22 protein-coding genes are annotated in these 21569 nt (G+C 33.5%); 3 read left to right on the forward strand and 19 right to left on the reverse strand.

Annotated features, from left to right (window positions below):
• Positions 1 to 24: 24 nt before the first annotated feature.
• The 18 genes from L0669_RS10960 to L0669_RS11045 all read right to left on the reverse strand — a co-directional run bounded on the left by L0669_RS10960 (position 25) and on the right by L0669_RS11045 (position 13736).
• Positions 25 to 1254: an outer membrane beta-barrel protein gene (locus tag L0669_RS10960; protein ID WP_263763441.1), complete on the reverse strand. Its 1230-nt coding sequence runs from the start codon at positions 1252 to 1254 to the stop codon at positions 25 to 27.
• A 171-nt stretch (positions 1255 to 1425) separates the two neighbouring features.
• Positions 1426 to 1923: an SRPBCC family protein gene (locus L0669_RS10965; protein ID WP_263763444.1), complete on the reverse strand. Its 498-nt coding sequence runs from the start codon at positions 1921 to 1923 to the stop codon at positions 1426 to 1428.
• Between the two features lie 52 nt (positions 1924 to 1975).
• Positions 1976 to 2476 carry an SRPBCC family protein gene (locus L0669_RS10970; protein ID WP_263763446.1) on the reverse strand — a complete coding sequence of 167 codons (501 nt, stop codon included), beginning with the start codon at positions 2474 to 2476 and terminating at the stop codon, positions 1976 to 1978.
• Entirely contained in the window at positions 2466 to 2792 is a 327-nt protein-coding gene (locus tag L0669_RS10975; protein ID WP_173971480.1) for an ArsR/SmtB family transcription factor, read from the reverse strand. The genes L0669_RS10970 and L0669_RS10975 overlap by 11 nt, the downstream gene beginning before the upstream one ends.
• A gap of 168 nt (positions 2793 to 2960) precedes the next feature.
• Complete coding sequence (locus tag L0669_RS10980) at positions 2961 to 3671, reverse strand: M949_RS01915 family surface polysaccharide biosynthesis protein (protein WP_263763448.1); 711 nt, start codon at positions 3669 to 3671, stop codon at positions 2961 to 2963.
• A gap of 167 nt (positions 3672 to 3838) precedes the next feature.
• Positions 3839 to 5026: a hypothetical protein gene (locus L0669_RS10985; RefSeq protein ID WP_263763450.1), complete on the reverse strand. Its 1188-nt coding sequence runs from the start codon at positions 5024 to 5026 to the stop codon at positions 3839 to 3841.
• A 256-nt stretch (positions 5027 to 5282) separates the two neighbouring features.
• The gene (locus L0669_RS10990) at positions 5283 to 5672 is read right to left on the reverse strand and encodes a VOC family protein (protein WP_263763452.1); all 390 of its coding nucleotides are present in this window, start codon (positions 5670 to 5672) and stop codon (positions 5283 to 5285) included.
• A gap of 90 nt (positions 5673 to 5762) precedes the next feature.
• Complete coding sequence (locus L0669_RS10995) at positions 5763 to 6209, reverse strand: DUF3592 domain-containing protein (RefSeq protein WP_263763454.1); 447 nt, start codon at positions 6207 to 6209, stop codon at positions 5763 to 5765.
• A gap of 1 nt (position 6210) precedes the next feature.
• On the reverse strand, positions 6211 to 6606 hold the full coding sequence (locus L0669_RS11000) for a DUF5071 domain-containing protein (protein WP_263763456.1): 396 nt from the start codon (positions 6604 to 6606) through the stop codon (positions 6211 to 6213).
• 15 nt (positions 6607 to 6621) lie between these two features.
• Positions 6622 to 7341 (reverse strand): PA3715 family protein, encoded by a 720-nt coding sequence (locus L0669_RS11005; protein ID WP_263763458.1) that lies wholly within the window; start codon positions 7339 to 7341, stop codon positions 6622 to 6624.
• An 18-nt stretch (positions 7342 to 7359) separates the two neighbouring features.
• Entirely contained in the window at positions 7360 to 8445 is a 1086-nt protein-coding gene (locus L0669_RS11010; protein WP_263763460.1) for a DUF6688 domain-containing protein, read from the reverse strand.
• A 56-nt stretch (positions 8446 to 8501) separates the two neighbouring features.
• Positions 8502 to 9182 (reverse strand): hypothetical protein, encoded by a 681-nt coding sequence (locus tag L0669_RS11015; RefSeq protein WP_263763462.1) that lies wholly within the window; start codon positions 9180 to 9182, stop codon positions 8502 to 8504.
• A gap of 313 nt (positions 9183 to 9495) precedes the next feature.
• Positions 9496 to 9963, reverse strand: coding sequence for a DUF1572 domain-containing protein (locus tag L0669_RS11020; RefSeq protein ID WP_263763464.1), 468 nt, complete (start codon positions 9961 to 9963; stop codon positions 9496 to 9498).
• Positions 9964 to 9987: 24 nt separating this feature from the next.
• On the reverse strand, positions 9988 to 11058 hold the full coding sequence (locus L0669_RS11025; RefSeq protein WP_263763466.1) for a hypothetical protein: 1071 nt from the start codon (positions 11056 to 11058) through the stop codon (positions 9988 to 9990).
• 75 nt (positions 11059 to 11133) lie between these two features.
• Complete coding sequence (locus tag L0669_RS11030) at positions 11134 to 11496, reverse strand: hypothetical protein (RefSeq protein ID WP_263763468.1); 363 nt, start codon at positions 11494 to 11496, stop codon at positions 11134 to 11136.
• 545 nt (positions 11497 to 12041) lie between these two features.
• Complete coding sequence (locus L0669_RS11035) at positions 12042 to 12239, reverse strand: hypothetical protein (RefSeq protein WP_263763470.1); 198 nt, start codon at positions 12237 to 12239, stop codon at positions 12042 to 12044.
• 50 nt (positions 12240 to 12289) lie between these two features.
• Positions 12290 to 12481: a hypothetical protein gene (locus L0669_RS11040; protein WP_263763472.1), complete on the reverse strand. Its 192-nt coding sequence runs from the start codon at positions 12479 to 12481 to the stop codon at positions 12290 to 12292.
• A 568-nt stretch (positions 12482 to 13049) separates the two neighbouring features.
• Positions 13050 to 13736 (reverse strand): S24 family peptidase, encoded by a 687-nt coding sequence (locus L0669_RS11045; protein WP_263763474.1) that lies wholly within the window; start codon positions 13734 to 13736, stop codon positions 13050 to 13052.
• 61 nt (positions 13737 to 13797) lie between these two features.
• On the opposite strand from L0669_RS11045, the gene L0669_RS11050 reads away from it, so the two are divergent.
• From L0669_RS11050 to L0669_RS11060, 3 genes are all read left to right on the forward strand, one after another.
• Complete coding sequence (locus L0669_RS11050) at positions 13798 to 14004, forward strand: hypothetical protein (RefSeq protein ID WP_263763485.1); 207 nt, start codon at positions 13798 to 13800, stop codon at positions 14002 to 14004.
• Positions 14005 to 14310: 306 nt separating this feature from the next.
• Positions 14311 to 17475 (forward strand): hypothetical protein, encoded by a 3165-nt coding sequence (locus L0669_RS11055; protein WP_263763487.1) that lies wholly within the window; start codon positions 14311 to 14313, stop codon positions 17473 to 17475.
• Positions 17476 to 17694: 219 nt separating this feature from the next.
• On the forward strand, positions 17695 to 18993 hold the full coding sequence (locus tag L0669_RS11060; protein ID WP_263763489.1) for a peroxiredoxin family protein: 1299 nt from the start codon (positions 17695 to 17697) through the stop codon (positions 18991 to 18993).
• A gap of 705 nt (positions 18994 to 19698) precedes the next feature.
• Here L0669_RS11060 and lysA read toward each other — a convergent pair.
• Positions 19699 to 20922 (reverse strand): diaminopimelate decarboxylase, encoded by a 1224-nt coding sequence (gene lysA, locus L0669_RS11065; protein ID WP_194616396.1) that lies wholly within the window; start codon positions 20920 to 20922, stop codon positions 19699 to 19701.
• Positions 20923 to 21569 lie beyond the last annotated feature (647 nt).

Genomic DNA, 21569 nt, shown 5'->3' on the forward strand with positions numbered 1-21569 from the left:
TATTTTTTAAAACATTAAAAAATACTAAAAAAAGGAATATCCTAATATTAATGATGCTGTCGCGTATGAAGAATCTATATAGATATTTTCTTTTCGAATATTTCGCCCAATTAAATATCTGAATTCGATGCTATATTTATCGTGAATTTTTCCACCGACACCTAAAGCAATAGTACTGCCAGATTTTATATCGAGAGAACTTAATTGAGAACCATCTTTTCTAACAAATTCAATTTTTGAGTTTAAAGCAAAATCAATTAGATAAGATGCATTTATAAATATTTTAGAATCGTTTTTAAGAAAAAAGTAATGTCTGAAACCTATTGGTAATTCAATCGATTTATAATCAGCTTTAGCTGTTGCTTCTCCGCCTTGTAAAGCAGTAGTTTCTTTTGTTTTTTCTGCTTTATAGTATTGGTAAGTTGGTTCTATGATTAATGACCATTTGTTTTTGTTAAATGGCAAAATAAACTCCGCTTCAAGACCAATGCCAAAGCTTGTTTTAGGATCAAACTTAAAATTATAAAAGTCTATAGTCGAACTGCTTATTGATAATGTACTGTTGTTTAATCGCGGCCTTACATTTAGGTTAAATAAATCCTTTTTTTCTTTTTTTTCAAATTCAGTAAAATTTGTGTCGCTGCATTTATTGTATTTTATAAATAATTTTAAAAGGCTTCGGCGATCATAGTTTAAATTTTCATATTCTCGTTGAAGTATATTTTCGCATTTCAGGTCGATAAAAAGTTGTTCTCTAAAATAATTGTTTTTAGCAATAGAAGAGTTGTCATTTACTAAGTAAGATTTATAGACCAACTGTTTTATTTCGTTATCATTAATTTTATAAAAAAAACGAGTTAAACTCCCTTCATCGTACATATAGAGAGATGCCTTTCCTTCGATAAGTACTTTTAGCAATAAAGTTTCATCTTTGTAGACCGGATCTTTTTCTGCACTCATTTCTGTTATGAATTTTGATGATCGGTCTATTTTTACTGTAGTTCGGATATATTTGCTTTCTCCTGTAATAGCAAATTCCTTTATGGCTTTAAGGTCTGCGGTAATGATTTCTTCACTGCCAGGTAACTTATATCTAAAATTAAGAGGGGTATTTTTCCAGTCTAAATTTTCAATTAGGCAATTCGTCTTTTTATTAGTAGGATCTATGAAATATCCGTCTTCGAAGACTATTTGCGAATAACAATTAAAAGTAAAAAGAAAGGTAAGAACAAGGACTAAAATTGGTTTTTTCATTAAAAATTTGGGGATTTGTTTTATAGTATTGAGGCCCAAATGTAATAGGTAAAAATTAGTTTTCATTACGGGAAACCGTAAAAACTACTTTAAAATTTTATCTCAAAAAAAAGATGCATAGAATATAGAATTTTACACATCTTTTTAGTTTTTGTTGAGAATGAATATACTTTATTTCAAAGCAAAAATTTTGTCTAAACCTTCCATCGCAATCGTGAAACCCTCTTTGAATCCCATTTCGATCATCTTCTCTAAATCGGATAGGTTTTCGTGTTTTATAGCAATGTCTACAAAAGTGGTATTGCCTTGTTCTGAAAAACTTACATCCCAGTTAGAACGCGGAAAAGCATTGTTTAGATTGCCTTCGCTATCGCAAAAAGCATCAAGATATTTAAAATTTGTCTTCGGGTTGATAGACGTAAAATCAGCCAAAGCCCAATGTTCTTCGCCTTGAGGCCCAATCATGGCATAAAGTCTTTGTCCGCCAGTTTTAAAGTCCATACGTTTTGTTTTAGATTTCCACGGAGCAGGAGCCCACCATTGATCTAAAATTTCAGGTTCTGTCCATGCTGACCAGACATTAGCAAGTGAAGCATCGAATTCTCTTTTTACATTTACTGTACTTGTTTCTTTGTCTACAGTAAAATTCATTAATAAATTAGATTTCATTTTTTAAGTTTTTTAAATTTATTACTATTTGACTTTTTTAATACTGTTGTTTTTACTTTTGTGCTTTAAGGATTTTATCCAAACTTTCCATAGTACTTGTAAATCCTTCTTTGAAACCCATTTCGATTATTTTTTCTAACTCAGATAAGCTATCGCGTTTTATTTCAATATCAACAATTACAGAATCTCCTTGTTCAGAGAAATTAATATCCCAATACGAACTTCCAAAAGTGGAATCCGGATTACCTTCAGAATCGCAAAAAGTAGCCGTATATTTAAAATTGGTTTTTGGAGAAATCGAAGTATAATCAATTCGGCCCCATCGTTCCTGATTTTCAGGTCCAACCATGGCGTACAATCTTTTTCCTCCTGCTACAAATTCCATACTTTTTGTTTTAGATGTAAAAGGTGAGGGTGCCCACCATTGGTCTAAAATTTCAGCTTCTGTCCATGCTGACCAAACATTGGCAAGCGGTGCATTGAACTCACGTTTTATATTTACCGTGATGGTTTCTTTGTTCACGGAAAAATTCATTAAAAGATCAGATTTCATTTTCTTTAGATTTTAAATTCATTAATACCTTATCGAGTTGGCTGAAACGGTTTTCCCAAATTTCTTTAAACTGTTCCATCCATTTGTCAACCTCTTTCATTTTATCAATCTTAAGTTGATAATATATTTCTCTGCCTATTTTTTTTTCAGCCAATAACTCACATTCATTAAGAATTTTAATGTGTTTAGAAACGGCTTGTCTTGTCGTATTAAATTGCTCTGCAATAGCATTAGGCGTGAGAGCATTTGTAGCAATTAATACTAAAATAGCCCTACGAGTTGGGTCAGCAATTGCCTGAAAAATATCTCGTTTCATCTTTAATTTTTATTTATATACGCAACCAATCAGTTGCAAATATACATAAAGTATTGATTCATAGGTTTTTTTTTAGTGATTTTTTTTGAACCAGATTTTTTTTAACAAAAAAAGACACACTATTGTGCGTCTTTTAAGAATACCAGTTTCGAATATTTCCGGATTATTTTAGTTATCCCATTTTTCCATTATATTCTCTTTCCATAAATTTTGAGCATATTCTTTGAATACTTTCGGACCATTTTTAAAGTTCGCATCCAGCTTAAATTCGCCGCCAATAAATGATGCTTTATCATTTTCATTGCTTCCAACCTGAACCTTATTTTCTCCGCGCATAGCATATTTATGATTTCCTTCGTACATGATTATTTTCATGTTAGACGGACTCACATCGCCGTGACAAACGGTTTTATACATTAACCATACTTCGGCAATTCCGTTTTTATCTAAGTCTGTAATTTTGAAAGTGTTTTTTACAAAAGAAGCCGTAATATCAACCGGACAATCGGCAATAAAATCCTTAACTCTCCAGGTTTGCCTGGCGTTATTATTTGATATTATAAAATGATAGGCATACAATTCAGCATCGCTGCTATCATCAAATTCGTGTTGTAGTTTGTCATTATGATATATTCCGGTTTCAGTAGTGAGTACAATGTTATCTCCTGATTTATCTTTCCAGCGAACGGCATTTTTTATAAAACCTTCATATTTTATAGAAGCAGGAAATTGAGTAGAGTCAATTTTGTTTACAACCAAAGAATATTCTTGAGACGCTGCTGATTCTGAATCTTCAGATTCTTGTAAAGACTCTTTTTTATCTGATTTACAACTGGAAAAAGCAATAAGTAACAGGCTTACAACGACAATATTCTTCATAAATGGGCTTTTATAATATTTGTTTATAATGGTTTGTTCCTGCTGAATCCACTAGTATTTTCAAGAGATAAAAAAAGAGTGTAAAAATTACCAGAATTCTCGTGGTCATACTATTATTTGTTGAATAGAAGTTAGGTTTCAAATCAGAAATAAATTTTCAAAATAGATTATCCTCTAAATTTATTGCTGACAATAATATTTTTAAGTCTTGCTTTTAAATCTTCTCCCGTATCAAACACCATTTGTTCATTATTAGGAAAAGGCACAGCACGTTTATTAAAATACGACATATAATTGTCCTCACAAGCACTTCTGTCTCCCTTATAGGTAGAGTAGATATTCTCAAAAATAAATTCGCTTGTTACCGGAAACGATTGCAATAACTGATTTGTTTTCACATCAATATAATCTACTTGCGCTGTTACCTGACACGATTTAAATTGTCTAAATTCATAAACATTTGCACGAAGCAATCTATAATTGTCTACTTTTATTTCCTTGCCCAGACTATCTTTTACCGGTCTTCCGCGACTGTCTAAAAGTGTTCTTACACCATCCTTAACCTGTCTTTCTTTAATAAACTCTTTCTCCTTAATTTGTTCCGGCGAAATATTTATTTGTCTAAAATTGATCACCAGACTATAATCGTACGTTACATTTTTTTGTCTCAAATTATGATACACCGTCCATTTGTCGTTTAATCCGTAGGTTTTAAAATCAAGTAAATCATCCTGAAGCTGTTTTGGAATCACCATATTGGTCTCATTTTTGGCATAAACATCCACAAAATCAGTTCCTTTAAACTGTGCATCTTCCATCAGTTTTTTGGTGTTTTTATAATTTGGACTCAGACTTTCTAAATATGCAAAATCATCATACGCTTTTCTGAAATCAAGCTTATTTTTCGATTTTAAAAGAGCCGACGCATTGTCATACAAATACTTCGTAAGTGCAATTTTGCTGCTCACAATCTGGTTGGAGTAATTATCAAAAGCAAACGTAGCATTTTTGCCCTGCTTTAATAAAGGCAATGGCAACAAAGGCCTGATTTTTTCCTGACGATTATTCAGTTGCAAATACGTATTATAAACACGTTCAGCATTGGTTGGCGTAGCCTCTTTGATCATTAAATCAAGATCACGCAAATCCCTGTCCTTTGCTTTTGCAAAAGCCTCTTCGAGCAAAAACACATAATCTTGTTTTCCTTTCGAATCTTTTTTGGTTCTCAATGCCTCTACAGCACGGTCTATTGCAGCATCATAATTTCCGTCGCTTAGCAACGACTGAGTAGTTTTTACGCCACATGACGAAAGTGCTAAAAATAATATAGAAAGCAGTAAAGTAATTTTTTTCATCCTAAAAGACCAATTGATTTTGAAGCTGTAAATATATCAGTTTTTAGAAGAATTCAGATCATGTAAATTTTAAATTTCAGAAGCAGAAATTACTGTTTTCAAAAGAACCAGTCGTCCCGCTTTCGCCTCTATCTCTCCATTCCATTACGAGGATACCGGCTCTATCGGGGCTAGATTACAGGATGTATTTTTTATAAGAAGTTAAGTTTTGCACAAACGCACAGCAAATGCGTAGAATAGTAAGCAACACATTATTTTATTCCGGCCAATACAACACATTAAATTTGTGACCATCAGGATCAGAAAACCCAAAGAAATATCCTTTTTCAAAGCTTTGTGGTTCTGCAAATATTTTTCCACCTGCATTTTTAACAGCGAGTAGCCATTGATGCACTTCATCTACACTTTCTGCCGAGAGAGAAAATATAATTTCATTTCCAAGATTCAAGTCGGACATTTCGCCATTAACAGCCCATTTAAATTGTTTTTTTATAAAAAAGTGAATGATAAAATTGTCTTTTCCAAACGTAAAACTTGTCAGCGTTTCATTGTTACCATTAGGTTTAAAACCTAATTCGCTATAAAATTGGGTCGTTCTCGCCAAATCTTCTACACCAAAATTGGCCCATATTTTTGTAGTTTTCATAATATTTATTTTTAAAAATTAATTTAACCATTAAAATAATGTACCAGTAAATTTATGATTTAAAAAAGCATCTATCACAAAATGAAACCCTTATTTTAAAAAGGGATTATATTCCATATTATGTTTGCGCAAATAATAGACGCCTAAACTCAGGAAAAACAAACCAACAAAAAAGAATAAATGCTTTACCATAAAATCTTTATTAGGCAAATAATACTCCGTTTCAGGTTTCTCAGGATTGTAGTAAACAGGAGTGGTTTCGTACATCGTGCAAATCGAATTACTTTTTCCTTTTATACTAATCTGATTATTTGAGCTGTCATAAAATATAAAAAGTGGTATTTTGAGCGACGCTTCATCTTCTGCCAAAGACTTTTCATTGCTAAAACCTATAACCGTTGCCATTGTTTTTATTCCGTTTTTTTGAATTCTTCGTTGTTTGATAAATACCCGAATCCCCACAACCATTAAGGTTAAACCAATAACAACAAGTAAAAGATCCCAAAGTGATTCCCAGATTAATGATATAATTTCCAAATTAGTTATTGTTTATTTCGTTTGCAATCTCATCAACTTCCTCATCTATTTCATCCTGCGTTGGATTTTTGGCAATTCTATTAATTTCCTGAAGAACCAACTCGTTTTTAATGTTTTTTCCAAAAGTTGTGAGAATCCAATACTTCCAGATTTCATCTTTGCCTTTTAATATTTTCAATATCTCGGGTGCAATTTCTTCAGAAAACGGAATTAAAAATTCGGCAATTGGTTGGCTAATGGGCCAATTTATATCCTGTAGCCATTCTAGTAAATCCGGAACAATGGGTTCGATATCTTTAAAAGAATATTGTGTTAGTTTTTCAACCGTTTCAAAATCAAATTTGTCTTTTGGGATTAAGGTTTTAATATCCATTTTCAAAATAATAGATTTTTTCAAGAGTCACATATTTATTTATTTATATTCTTTTCCATTAAAAATTAATTTTGATGTTGTTTTTTTAGTCGTTTCCTTAGAGACACAATCATCATTTGTTGGTGTGCTTACGCTTTTTACAATTGTACTTCTCACTATAATATTATTATAATGATTAGTTTGCACATTGGCTATATCAAAGGTCGAGTTACGATCTTCAAATTCTCCTGCACAATTGGTATCCCATTCTCCTCCGGATCGGGAAATTGAATAATTCTTAAGTACTTGTTTCAGCGAATTTTTGTCTGCAACGTATAATGATAAGTGGGTTTCGCTAAAAGGATTTGGTCTGCTGCTGCCAGTATAATCAACTCTAACGCCAAACGCCCTTGTGGTGCTATTAAGATGATACAATCCGGTATCAATCGAAATGCCGGTAAGCATTAATGCATCAGATGTCCACGCGTTGGGTTCAATAAATTTGCAGATTATTTTTCCTGTTGCATTATCGATTACCACTATATAGGCATCTAAAACAAAATAGTCATGGCCTTCATTATCTTGTTCGTTAATGTCATATTTAGGAATAACCAAAACATTTTTACTCTTATCGTATGGTAAAATTTTTTGAGTGAAAAGTTTCTCGTGTATATCGCTTTTTTTAATCTTGAGCTGCTTTAAAACAGTATTTAAGTGATCTGTATTTTGAGAAAACGAAATCTGAAAACAGAGTATTAAAGCAAAGAAGTATTTTTTCATTTAGATTGTATTACGTGTTTAGATTTTATATTGTCTGCCAATTCTTTCTTCGGGTTTTTCGCAAAATAAATAAAGACAAAATAAAAACATCCATTCTAAAGGTTTCATTATTAAATAAGTAAAATTAGATCTTAGATTGGTGTTTATTTTTAGAGATAAATTATAGCCGTAATGATCATAATTGCAGCGTATAAAACGGTGTAATTTGGGCGAGAAATCCTGAATCATTTCTTCGAATGCGTTTGCAATCTGCAATTGTCGATTAACAATTATGGTATTTCCATTTCTTTTTCCAAGTCGAAGAGGTTTTACAATTGCAGGATTTCCTGATGCTGCAACCGTACACAAATAATGTCCTTTATGATCCAGAATGGGCGGATGCATTTGCTGCGAAAATCTCCAGGTAGTTGTTTCGGTAAATACTTTTATGAGCGAATTAGAATCCTGACCAAATAAAATAAGGATAATTGTTATCACTAATAATAACGGAATGATCATGATAATACCCCAAAGAGGCAAATTGCTTTTTTGAGCGAAAAACTGATTTAGCTTATTGAGATATTGATTAGAATACGTTTTTTGATTCGCAACGATCATAGTATTTGTCGCGGTTTGTATTATAAGGCTTATTGAAACAAAAAGACTTACTATCGGAGCAATTATAAAAAAAAGGATATGATCTGTCTTGTCATACAGATCTATGCTTTCGGTATTGTGTTCTGATACTTGCAGAAGAACAAATAAAGAAATAATAGTACCAATGATAAGAAAGCTAAAAGATAAAACCTGAGTTAAAGGAGGCAATTTATTGCCTTTTAGCCATATCAATACCACTGATATATTGAAAGCTATAAAATAAAATAGTAAAGAAAGAATGTGTTTATCGCCAAAGGGAATATAACATTCAACATCTACAGGATCAATAGCCGTGTAATATTCATTATCGTGCATTGTTAATCCAAAAAAGAGTAAGAGGAATGAAAAGACATAACCAACAGCCAAAATTAACTCTACAATCGAAATATCTTTTTTTATTTTTTTTAAAACGACCACTACAGTCGTAATGATGGCTATGGCGATCAATGAGGTAAATAAAAAAATCATATCGAGGTTTGGGGTTTGGTTAAGCGAACTCTTAATTTGGATTGTAATTGGATCAATTAGTTCAGTTTGATCTCTTTCTTTTTATAATAAAAGTTTAACTCTTTGCATAAATTTATTATGGCTGTTTTTCCTGATTTTGTAAATCCTGTTAGCGCATATTCGTTTGCAGTTCCTTTGTCTATTTTCCGATGGGTTTCGGCAGGAATATCAAGGTCTGTGATTAAATAATTGCAGTCAAGACAAATGCTAATTTGGTTGATAGGTTTGTTCTCTTTATAAAAAACAAGCGCAAAATGAGGATTGAAACAAGCAGCTGTTCCTTCGCCATATGTTGATTTCTTTGATAAAGCCGAGAGTATTTTGTCTGCCTGAATTTGCGAAAGTGCTTTTTGTGCGGTTATTACGGGAACAAATTTTCCTTGTTTGTCGATTACGTTAGGGTAAGGTTCTTCGCTTCCCTGAAAGTCGTAAGCAATAATTTTATCGTAGTTAAGCTTGTCAAACGGAACACCATTTTTTGAGCTTGGCAATATGTTTGGTGCCGCAGTAACATAGTCGAGTAAAACTTTTTCTTTGAGATTTTTGGAGTTCTCAATTGCAATTTTTTTTTGGGGAAGTATCGTTTTATCGATAATGTTTATTTTTTCTTTGTTGTCCGATTTTTTCTGGCAGGAAACAAAAAGAATTGTGGTCACAAAAATGAGAATAAAACTTATAAATGGTTTGGTTTGTTTCATTTCTATAATTATGATTTATCTTAACAAGGGGCGAATAATAAGTAGTATTGTTTCTTGTAAAAATATCAAAAATAATTCTTACAAAACATAATATAAAATTTAATTTCTTATGAAAAGAGACCGCGTCAGGGATAGAGGCGGCATCTCGCAATTTAGAAAAACAAGGCTTTTTAGCCGTAGTTTTTGTTAATTGGAAATATAGCCGAAAGCCCGGCCCGCCTTTTTCGGCGGCAGACGCCCAACAACTATATCAAGTTAAAGCGCTTCGAAGGCACATTTTATCTTTATCAATTTAGTCAAACAGGATTTTGGTTTAATTCGTTATTATTTTTTTGATCAGTACAATTTGACCTAAATGATAATAACTATGTTCGATCATGGCGTCGATATTTCTTTGGTAGGTTCCGTATTTTGCATCAACAAAAACTTCATCTAACTTTTCGTCTGGCATTTGTGCTACAAAAGAGGCAAATTCTTCGGTGGCATTCCAGAATTTCGATAAAAAATCCTGCCAGTCTTGCTGCGAATTAATAGGAGGGAAGTCAAAACTGAATTTGTCTTTTATATCTAATGTTCCGCCTTTGAAAACATTATTTATTCCGTCGATGTAATAATGAATGTGCTGTGCTAAAAGCGAAATGGTATTAAGATTTTTTACTTGAGTGGTTGCAATTTTCCAGTCTAAATTTTCAAGCTGATCTTTATAATTGGTGTTTGCAATCCAGGTTCCGTTTAAAATAGTTTCTTTAAAACGGTTGGCAATTTCTGAAGTCTTTTTCATCTTTAAAAAATTTAGAAACTAAATTTAATAAAAAATATTTTCATCCTCTGTTTTAATGCTTTGTGGTTTTATGCTTTGTGTAACCTTTAAATTTCGTGTTGATTTTAAATAAATGCAAATTCCGGCAATGGTTAGCGCAATTCCGAAAAAGCCAAAAAATCCAATTCCCCAGTAATCATTTTGGCGATTGACTTTATTATAATCCGATAAGGATAGATATTTAAAGGTTTTATTTTCTACTTCGACAACATCAATTTTTTCGTAATGAAAGTATTCGTCTACAACTGACATAGGTGTCTTTTTACTTATTTTCTTTTGATATTGATCTTTTTCGATCGTAAGATAAATGAGATCGCCTTTTTTAAAATCACTCATTAAATCCTCATAATAAGTTTCTTTTAAGGCCAGACTACCAATTTTAAATTTAAAATCGTTAAGATTTTCAAGCTTAAAAACTAAAGATCTCGATTTATTACTGCGTTCTAATTTAATATCATCGGCTAATTTTTCTTTTATAACACAAACATCGTTTCTGGTAAGACTTGTGTCTTCGTAAAACTGACATGCGATGTAAATGAAGAGAACGCCTATAATTAAAAAAATAATAGAATACTTTATATTTTCTTTTTTATCTAATTGCTTTTCCAGCGCAATGTTTTTAGGCTTATTTCGAATTATGTCGGCCTGTACTTCGTGAAAATTAGCGTAATCATAACTACTTAACTTAATTACTTCTTTGTTGTTTAAAGTAAGATACAACTCTTCGTAATTACCATATTTACTTTCTTTTGGTATGGTAATATAGTTTTCTATTTCGCTAAAAAATACAGTTCGTTTTGATAATCCTAAATGACGATGCAGTTCTATTTTATCAGAATAAGCATAAATAATGGGTAAAGAAATAATGTAGTAAAAAACGAATAACGCAAAAAGAATAAATACAATTCCGGGGATTAAATTCGGGAATGTATTGGCTTGATTAGGATTGTATTTAGAAAATGAAAGAAAACTTAAAAAACAAAAAAAAAGAATTCCAAAAATGTAAAGAATTCTATTAGAAGTTTTAAATTTTGAAACTGTTTTTAGTTGAGACATAAAAAGTTAGTTCGTATTGTTTTTTAGAAATTAAAAAGTAAAAATAAAAAAACAGTCACTACTATTTGAATGTGTTTACGATTTTCTAATTTTTATTTGATAAACAATTTCCCAAAATAATATTGATAAAATAGCATTGCTAAATATCGCTGTTTTAACCAAATAAGGATCGTATTTTGCCAACAAATGCAAATTGGCAAATTGTACAGCCAGGAATAAAGCTGCTGCTGCAATTGCAATAGAACAAATGATATTTAATAAAGGTTTCCACTTTAGGGCGAAGAAAGCATAAAGAATATTTAAAACTGCAAAACCACATCCTAAAGTAATATAGGGATCCGTTTTTAATAATTCTCCCAAAGACAACAAGTATGAAGTGGTAGAAAGATATAGAAAAAACAAGATAGAGTAAATTAGAATTCGGATTTGTGGTTTCATTTTATGATTTTTTGCTTTGGCGAAATTACGAATTAAAAATGAAGCTGTAATTAAGGTATATTTAAAAAACGGTTTTAATAATCTTCAAAAGATTTTTTTTGATCCCAATTTTCCGTACTTAAAAAATTTCCATAAGAATCATATCGTTTTATTATTGCTTTTTCTGGGTCTGTGTTATATCGAAATATCCATATTTCGTTCTTTATAATTTTTATACGACGAAATTTTCTAGTATCGCAAGCGTCGAGAGAACAAATATGAATAGAACGCGTCTTTACTATTAATTTTCGATCTGTAGTAATTACCCGATCAGTAATAATTATCTTTTTATGATGCAATTTCCAAAAAAGAAATTTTCGTTTCTTTTCAACTCTTTCTGTTTTTAGGTGTATGCTTTCATTTGAATATTTCTCTTCATTTTGAATTGTGTCTTTTAATGATTTGGACATATTCATGCTGAAAATTGAAAGCGAAAAGAAAATAAATAGAATTGACAGTATAAATTTTATTTGCATTCAATTTTGAGTATTAGTGTATAAACTTAATTATTGCAAAAGCGCCTCTATTTTAGCTTCTGATTTTTCTTTGATTTTACTGTCAGGATGAAAACTCCAGATGATCAGGAATTTTCCTTTTGCAAGATATTCTTCCGGGCGTTCATCAGTAGGCTGACCGTCTTTTCCCCACAATAATCCTTGTAGAAATCTATCGCCTTTAAAGGTATGTTCGAATTCAAAATACATAATAGATCCGCTATCAGCTTTGTTTTTAAAACTTTGAATTTGTTTGCTTTTTACGATTCCAACAATGTTTCGATATCAGTATAAAAGTTGCAGGCTTGAAGAGTAACGCAGATATTACCGTCGTTAAAAGTATAGCCTTTAGGGATTTCTTTGTTTTTTAGTTTTAAATCAGCAAGTGTCTGGCTGAACAGAGTAGTAGTAAATGACAAGAATAATACCGACAGGGCAATCGTAATTTTCATGGTTTTTTTGGGGTTAGGTTTGTTGAGCTAAAATAGTTTTTTTTATTTGAGTTTGGATTTTTTGTTGAGAAAAAAATATTAGCATGCTAGCTCGAACGTCTCACTATAAGGGTTGGAATCTTGTTGCTCTGAAAGAGCCTTAGCAATAGCATGGTGCGAAGCACTATGAATGAAAAACGATTATAATTTTAAGCCCTGTAAGGGCGGAAGCATAATTTCAAAAATCACGTTTACCATATTTTAAATGCATTCTCTTATAAACCCGCTTTTTCTTTGAATCTTTATTCTCAACTTTCTTTAGCCCTTTCAGGGCAATTCCCACTTTTGATTTAATTCGTTGTGCGTTATGATAAAAAAATCCGTTTAATCCGTGTTTTCGCGAAGTGAATCCGCGTCATCCGTGTTCTAATATTGTCGATTGAGCTCGGGAAGAGAAATCTCCACGAGAAACTAGACAAAGATTGAAGAACTTCTTTACTGAATTTCTAATATGATTTTACTTCTCCAGTTACTATCGTTTGAGACTCATTCTTCGAAATAACAGATAGTGATAATCTTTATTCAACTCTTACTCCAAACGAATTACACCAACCACAATGGCTACATTTATAATAGAAGATTTAGGAATTGTAAAAGGAGGATAATTTATTGAATTATCTGAGTGGCATTCTATAGATTCGCTGTCGTCCTGACAAGGAAATAATCTCTTAACAATCGTTCCTTGTTCTGTCTCGAGAACATAAGTTTTGCCCCATTGAAAAAAAGATATATCAGATAAAGGTTTACAGGCTAATAAATCTCCGTTATTATACAAAGGCTGCATAGACGAACCAGAATTTCTAATAAGATATTTGACACCTTTTCCTTCCAGCTCCGGAATTTTGTATTGATTTATAGCAATGCCCTCTGTTTTTTTATTATCAATTTCATTATAGCTGCTTATCGAATCAATAGAAATTAACGGAATTTCTTTCTGTTTTTCTGTTTCGGTATGTGTTTGTGTTTCAGAAATCATGGTTTTTGTGCCTTCTTTCAACATTTCTCCATTTCCGGTAATAAGCCATTCTGGGTTAACATCTGGTATTTCGAGTAATATATTACTTAAGGCGCTGGAGTTTAAAGGAGTTTCTTTCGCTTTCCCTGTAAAATTTCCGTACGTCATTCCTATGATTCTAAAGAATTCTTCCCGCTTGTATCCCTTTTGTAGAATCAAATACAAGACTCTTTCTTTTATATTAGGAAATATATTACTCATAAATTAGGAAAATAGGAATTTTATTACTTAAATTTGTCCGCACTTTAATACAAACATGGCTATGGACAAAAATATAAAAACAAAACCAAGTTATAATCACGATGTACTAAAGATTATACAGGAAAGACATGGATATTCTCTTGATTATATCCGTAAGTCAATAAGAGGGGATCGTCTGGGTATTATTCCTGATATATTGAAAGCAGAATATTATAAACTTGATAAAGAATCAAAAAGGGCACTGGCTGTTCAGTCAGCCAAATTGTAAAACTGCTGTGTGCCTTAAAAAGACTATAGTAAAAATTGAAGAATAATTTAATAATGGAAACATATGAAAATGAGATAACATAAAAACATTCATCGATTTGCCAAGTGCAGGTTTATGTGAGGAATTGGTTGTATAACAGCCAGAATTAAATGATTACAATTTGGTCTTTTTTACTTTGATAAATGAGGGACTTATTTACAACAGTGCAAGTTTTGCCAGGACTGTAAAAAAAAGTTCCTCTTTATAAAGTGTAAGCTCGCTTACCAGAATTAAAAGTCCAGCATTTTTTAATAAATAGAAAAGATAATGAAGAGAAAATTATTTTATGTATGGCTTTGGTTTACGGTCATATTATTTTCAGGGAGTATAAATGCGCAAATCGTTATAGGAGTTAATAAGCCTGTGGAACCTTTTGCTGTTTTAGAATTGGCGAATAAAGGAGGACTTCGATTGCCTCAAATGACAACTGCAGAGCGTAATGCTTTTGCTGTAAAAAATAATGATAAAGGAGAAGGTCTTACAATCTATAATAAAACGACCGGTTGTGTCGAGTATTGGAACAAAGCCCGTTGGGTAAGTTTGTGTGAGGGAACTTCTCAAACTACCATTAGCCCTCAGCCATGTTTAAACGTGGCAGTTGATGGATCTGGTTGCGATCAGACTTTTAAAATTGAGGATGTTGATTGTCCTGACGGACCGTTTAATATTGCAATTGTTTCAGGTGGAGAATATGCATCATTAGTTGATTTGGATCAGGTTAGCGGAAGTTTTAAAGTAGCTTTTGGACAAAACGAAACAGTAAATACACATACCGTTTTGATACGTGTTACTAGTACTTGCACGAGTTTGTATAAAGAATTTTTATTCTCTCAAGATGGTGTAAGTTGTAATTCTATGTCTTACAGCACACCTAATATAACACCATCAAGTGCAGCTTTATCTTTATGCACAGGCGGAGCGGTTTATTTATCTGTTCCTTCTAATACAGCAAACCTTGATAAATTAATCTGGACCCGTAACGGTGTCGAGGTAGCACGTGGTGTTTCTTATTTTATTGCAACTCAAAAAGGAGAATATAATATCTCTATGGGCGCTGTAGGTTGTAATACCAATGCAGCCAACAAACGTGCTATTACAGAATCCGGAACTGCAACATCAGTTAATCTTTCAATTATTGCATCAAATAATGGAGTGCTTTGTGGTACAAACTCTGTTACACTTTCTGCATCTGGAAGTACCGGAAACATAGTTTGGCTACATAATGGTGTCGAAGAAAAATCTGGTGCAACAGTAACCTTAAGCGGAGACAGTAATTTAGGAGAATGGTTTGCAGCAGTAAAAGACGGAAGCTGTTATTCTAAACCTTCCAACAATATTACGATTACTAAAAGCCAGGCTACAGGTCAGGTACCACTTGCTTCAAGAAATGTACTGGTAAACGGAAAGGAATTAACAACTTTTACATCATTTTGTGCTGGCGGATCTTTAGATTTAAGTGTTGCCAATAAAGATGCAAATGTTACCTATACCTGGTACAATGGTAATGAAGTTATAGCTTCTAACCCATTTATTGTACCAAGTTCCCAGGCAACGCTTACTTTGCGTATGGTTGCTACAGATAATACAGGAGCAAAATGTTCTGCTGAGGCAAATGTAATCGAAAAAAACATCACTAGCGGTACTACTCCGGGACAGCCTAATATTACCGGTAATGCAACACTTTGCGATGGTACATCAGATTTAACCATTGTTCCGGCAGTTTCAGGGATTTATACTTATACTTGGTATAAAGACGGTGTAAAGATGGAAGAAACTGCACCAACAATTACAGTAACAACCCCTGGTGTGGTATATACAGCAAGTGTTACCAATGCATCAGGATGTACAAGTACTCTGGCAACAAAAGTAATTGCAGTAAATGTTTCAAGTTTACCGGTACTTTCCTGGACGTCTAAACCCGCTTCAGCTACTTATGGCGCAACAGTAACAGTACAAACTGGCATTGAATTTGGTCCTGCAGTATCTTACAGCTGGACAGCAGATAACGGAGCAACAATTGTGGGTTCAGGAGCAAGTGTATCAATAAAACTTCCTGCTGCAGGAGCAGATGGTACTTATCTAAATATTAAAGTGAAGGCTGTAAACAATTGTGGTACATCTGTAGAGTTAACAGGTACTATTATCATGAATAGCGCGTGTCCTACACCTGTGCTTACAGCACAAACAGCATTATCGCAAAATATAACACAAGGATCAAGTGCTACTGTAGGAGTAGGGGTAACAAACGGTGTGAGCCCAACGTATCAATGGTTTACAAATACTTCTGCAAGTACTTCAGGAGGTAATCCTACAGGTGGCGCAACAACAGCTTCATTTGCTTACACTCCATCTACAACTGGTACAACTTATTTGTATTGTATCGTAACCAATGGTTGCGAAGGAAACTTAAAAGCAACATCACCTGTATTTACAGTGGTGACAGAAGTAAATCCGGATAATTTGCCGGTAGGAACAGGTACGCTAAGCGGAAGAACTTGTTTTGATATTGCAGAAACGGATGGCGGAAGTAGTTGTGGTATACTGGCTTCTCGTTTATCTGGTAAAGCTGATTTCAATTTAACAGCTATCAATACGCAAACGTATACTTTTGCGCCTAGTGGGAATGTAAGTAATGTTCGTTTTAAATATGTAGAATCGCTTTCGGGTCAGATTGTTCAGTCGATTGCAACTAATGGCAATACGGCTACAATAGTATATAAAAATACGTTAAGCAGCGGTTCAGGAGGACAAGGTACAGCAAGGGGAAAAGATACTCAAAGTGCTCTTTCTTTAGATATTTATGCTGTTTATTTTAATGGTTCGCAAGACGTGCAAGTAAAATTGACTGCCAAAATAAAAGATTGTAGCTGTTGTGGGGCGATGATAAGTCCTGCAGTATGGAAAAATTTTATGTGCCATAATTTAGGAGCTGATCAGTCTCTTGATCCATTTATTCCTGTTCCAGGTTTGGTTGGCTATTATTATGCGTGGGGTGTGAAAAGTCCATTTGCAACAGTATACGGACCAGATAAGTCTATTGTAAATAGTGTTTCCCATGGGTCTATAGGGTCATGGAATGTTACCAAAACGGGTAACGATCCCTGCCCAACAGGATATCGTGTACCTAGTGAGAAGGAGTGGCAAGGGGTAGTACAAAATAATACTTCGAAGGTAGTAAACGGAAATTCTATGAATGGTGTATTAGTTGGACAATCTTTATTTTTACCAAGTTCCGGTTTAGTTGGTGATAGCAATCCTTCTACATGGAATAGCTATGGAACAAAGGCTTACTATTGGAGTAGCGAGTTTATAACCGGCAGTAATCCTTTTCAGTATGCCGCGGCTTTAGTTGTCTTGAGTGATAGAGTCGATACTACTAATGCAATGACAGGTAGGATGGCATTTTCTGTACGCTGTATTGAAGAGAATTAAAACTAGATATTCATAAATTAATAGTTCAGTTTTAAATAAATAGGGAGAGATCACAAAAAAACTCTCCCTAACAATAAAAAAATTAGCCCTGCGCTTTTCATTTCCTGCCCGTATAGTGTTTAAACAAGAATTATAATTTATAATCAATTTCTTGTATTATGTATTTAAAAAAAGATAAATGAAAATTTTAGCTTGAATAATAAGATAAAATATTAAAAGATGAAAAAATTAATAACAACTGTTATAACTGTTCTGGCAATGGTTACGGTACAAGCGCAAACGGTTCAGTTTCATTTTTCTAATTTTGCCCATGCAGCGTATAGCTATACACTGGCAAAAGGAGATAAACAGGATACCATTGCCAAGGGCAAACTCGATGCAGCGGGCAAAGCTGTAATTACATTGCCTAAAACGCAAAAAAACTATAAAGGCATCGCAAAGTTTACCCTTGCGGCTGGCGGAGGCATTGATTTGGTTGTAAACAACGAGAATTTCTCGGTTACCGGCACAGAGACACAAATTAGCAATGAAAATGTAAAATTTACAGGTTCACCGGAAAATGATTTTTTAAATGCTATGCAGCAGCAAAAAATAATACTAAATAAATTAGCTATTACAGCTACTGCAGTACAGGTCTATAAAAAAGAGGACGCTTTATATGCTGTTTTCGAGAAAGAAAAAGAACAATTAGGCGATGCTTATAGAGCTCAGCAAACGGGCATAGCACAAAGCCCGCTATGCGCAGCACGCTTCTGCGAGGCAGTTAATTTTTTAATGGGTGCAGGCAGTACTCCTGAGATGACTCAGGAAGATTTGATAAAACAATACAAACCCTTTATAAAAGACAAACTCGATTTTGAGAATCTATATACCAGTGGTTTATGGAGCCCACTAATCGAGAACTGGAGCCAGATGATGCAATATGGCTTAAAAGATGATACGGTATGGTATGAAGATACCAAAGCTATTCTTGCGCGAATCAGCAACAAAACCGTATATACTGCCTTTGCAGACAAGATGGTAGGTTTATTTGCCAAAGCAGGTAAAGATTATATGGTAAGCGACTTAGGGAAATATATAGCAGCATCGGGCAAAGTCGAAAAACCAGGTAATCGCTTAATAAGTGCCATGAATGATCTTGCTATTGATGCAGCAGCTCCGGCTTTGCAAACACCGGCAGGCAAAAAAACAATCAATAAAAAAACATTGTTATTTTTCTACGAATCAGGATGCAACAACTGCGAGAACGAAATACACCAGTTATTGGGCAATTACCCAATCGTAAAAGATAAAGGCTACGAAGTAATTACTGTTGCGGCAGATATGACCAAAGAAGCCGGAGAAGGCCATGGTCATGAATTTCCGTGGTCAGAAAACCTTTGTGATTATAAAGGCTTTAAGGGAGAAAATTTTCTAAATTACGGTATTATTGGAACCCCAACATTTTTTACCATAGATGCTAATAACAAAATAACAGGTCGTTATGCAAAGTTAATCGATACCGGGATCCTGAATTAATTTAAGATAATAGTAAAAATACAAGCGAAGTAGTTTCTGGTAGTAATAAATAACGCCCCCTGAATACTGCTATGTTACCGTAAATACAACAATTTTTTAAAATTCATTGTTTTCTTTTTATTGTTGTACCAGATGAGGGAGTTACTGGCTCCCTCATTTTTATTGCATCAAAAGATGTATTAAACCCGACAGGTTGTTAAAACCTGTCGGGTTTGTTATATTAAGGAAGTTTTGTAAAGTTTGTCATCGCTGTGCTGACAGAGTGGTGCGCTGCGCTAGAAGTGCAGTTTTTTAATTTTGATTTTTTGTTGAAGAATAAAATATGCTAGCACGAGCGTCTCGCTCGTGCCCGAAAAGTTTTTAATTTCAGTATTTATGAGGCTTGTGTTCACGAGCGGGACGCTGGCGCCAGCGGGAGACAATCATGGGGTTACTTTGTGTGAACTTTGACTTCGAAGATGACAAAATTGGATCTAGAATATTATGATAAAAAATCCGTTTTAATCCGTGTTTTCGCGAAGCGAATCTGTGTTATCCGTGTTCTATTATTGGTAATTCAACTTTGCGGGGCTCCTCCAGGAGCCTCGGGATCGCTCAGCCTGACAAACGTTTACCAATCTAAACTCTAAAATCAAAAATCTACAATAAAAAAATCCCGCCTCAATTAAGAAACGGGATTCAATAGATATTCTCTTTTTTTTTATTTTAAACTGTTGCAGCAACTTCTTGTGGCAACGGAATTTGATTTTTAAGTAAATCTTCGAATGTTTCGTGTTGACGAATTAAGATTCCTTTACCGTCTTTCCATAAAACTTCCGCTGGTTTGTATCTTGAGTTATAGTTCGATGCCATAGAGAAACAGTATGCTCCGGCGTTTCTGAACGCTAAGATATCACCTTCGGTAATTTCTGAAATTCTGCGGTTGTTGGCGAAAGTATCAGTCTCGCAAATGTATCCTACAACGGAGTAAAAACGCTCTTTTCCTTTTGGGTTTGAGATATTCTCAATATAGTGTTGTGAACCATAAAACATAGGACGGATTAAGTGGTTGAAACCACTATCGATTCCGGCAAAAACTGTTGATGTTGTTTGTTTTACTACGTTTACTTTTGCTAAGAAGAAACCTGCTTCGCTCACTAGGAATTTTCCTGGTTCGAAAATCAAGGTTAAATCTCTACCGTATTCTGTACAGAATGCATTGAATCTTTTTGATAATTTTTTACCTAATTCTTCGATGTCGGTTTCGATATCGTCTTTTTTGTAAGGTACTTTAAATCCGCTTCCGAAATCTAAAAACTCAAGATCTTTGAAGTGTTTTGCAGTATCAAACAAGATTTCGGCAGCGTACAAGAATACTTCGATATCAAGGATATCAGATCCTGTGTGCATGTGAATTCCTACGATGCTCATTTTTGTGTTCTCTACAATTCGCAAGATATGCGGAATTTGGTGAACAGAGATTCCGAATTTACTATCGATGTGTCCTACCGAAATATTAGCGTTTCCACCCGCCATTACGTGCGGATTGATACGAATACATACCGGAATTTGTGGATATTTTGTTCCGAATTGCTCCAGAATAGATAAGTTATCAATATTGATTTGTACACCCATTGCGGCAACTTCTTCGATTTCTTCAAGAGAAACTCCGTTTGGTGTAAAGAAAATTTTGTCAGGATCATAGCCAGCATGAAGTCCTAATAAAACTTCTTGAATTGATACAGTATCTAAACCAGACCCCATGTTCTTTAATAACTGAAGAATCGCAACGTTTGACAATGCCTTCATGGCATAATTAACTCTTAAGTTTTCTACCTTAGAGAAAGCTTTAGTTAACCTATTGTACTGAGATTGGATTTTTTCGGCATCATAAACATATAATGGACTTCCAAATTGGTCTGCTAACTGCAGTAAATCTTTTGCTTGCATTTTTAAACTATTTTGAGCAAAGTTATTACACTTTTGACTAACGGCAAATTAATTGTAGAAAAATAACAAATTATAACAAATTGTTTGTTTTTAAACAAAAATCGACTTAAAATGGGTTTTTATAAAATTACAATGCGTGCCTAGTAAAATTGTTCACTAATTTGTTGTTGTAAAAAATAAACCCAATCTAAATTAGTGAAAATTAGCGAAAAAAAGCTGCTAAGTTTCTGAGATTCTAGCTTATTAATTAAAAAAAATCTAAAAGAATTAGCGATTTACTAGCTTGTTCATAAATATAGCCTGTGGTTTCAACCACAGGAAAGCAATGCAGGATCTCAATGTACATAGCTCGTGGTTTCAGCTATGAGGAAAGTTTGGATTGTGTGTAGTCATATATTGCTTTCCTGTGGTTGAAACCACAGGCTATATTTGAATATTGGATTCTTTTATAAAAACCGCGTTAATCTGTTTAATCTGTGGGCTAATTTAAAAAACAAAACCCCTGAATATAAATTCAAGGGTTTGTTAGTAGTTATGTTGTTTATAGGAATAAAGATTTGATGTTTTAATCTTTTTTATGTTCGTGAGATTTAAAATACTAAGAGAAAAACTTAGAACCTTAGTAGCTCAGTATCTCAGAACCTCAA

It is taken from the genome of Flavobacterium bizetiae (assembly GCF_024271895.1).
Taxonomy (GTDB): domain Bacteria; phylum Bacteroidota; class Bacteroidia; order Flavobacteriales; family Flavobacteriaceae; genus Flavobacterium; species Flavobacterium bizetiae.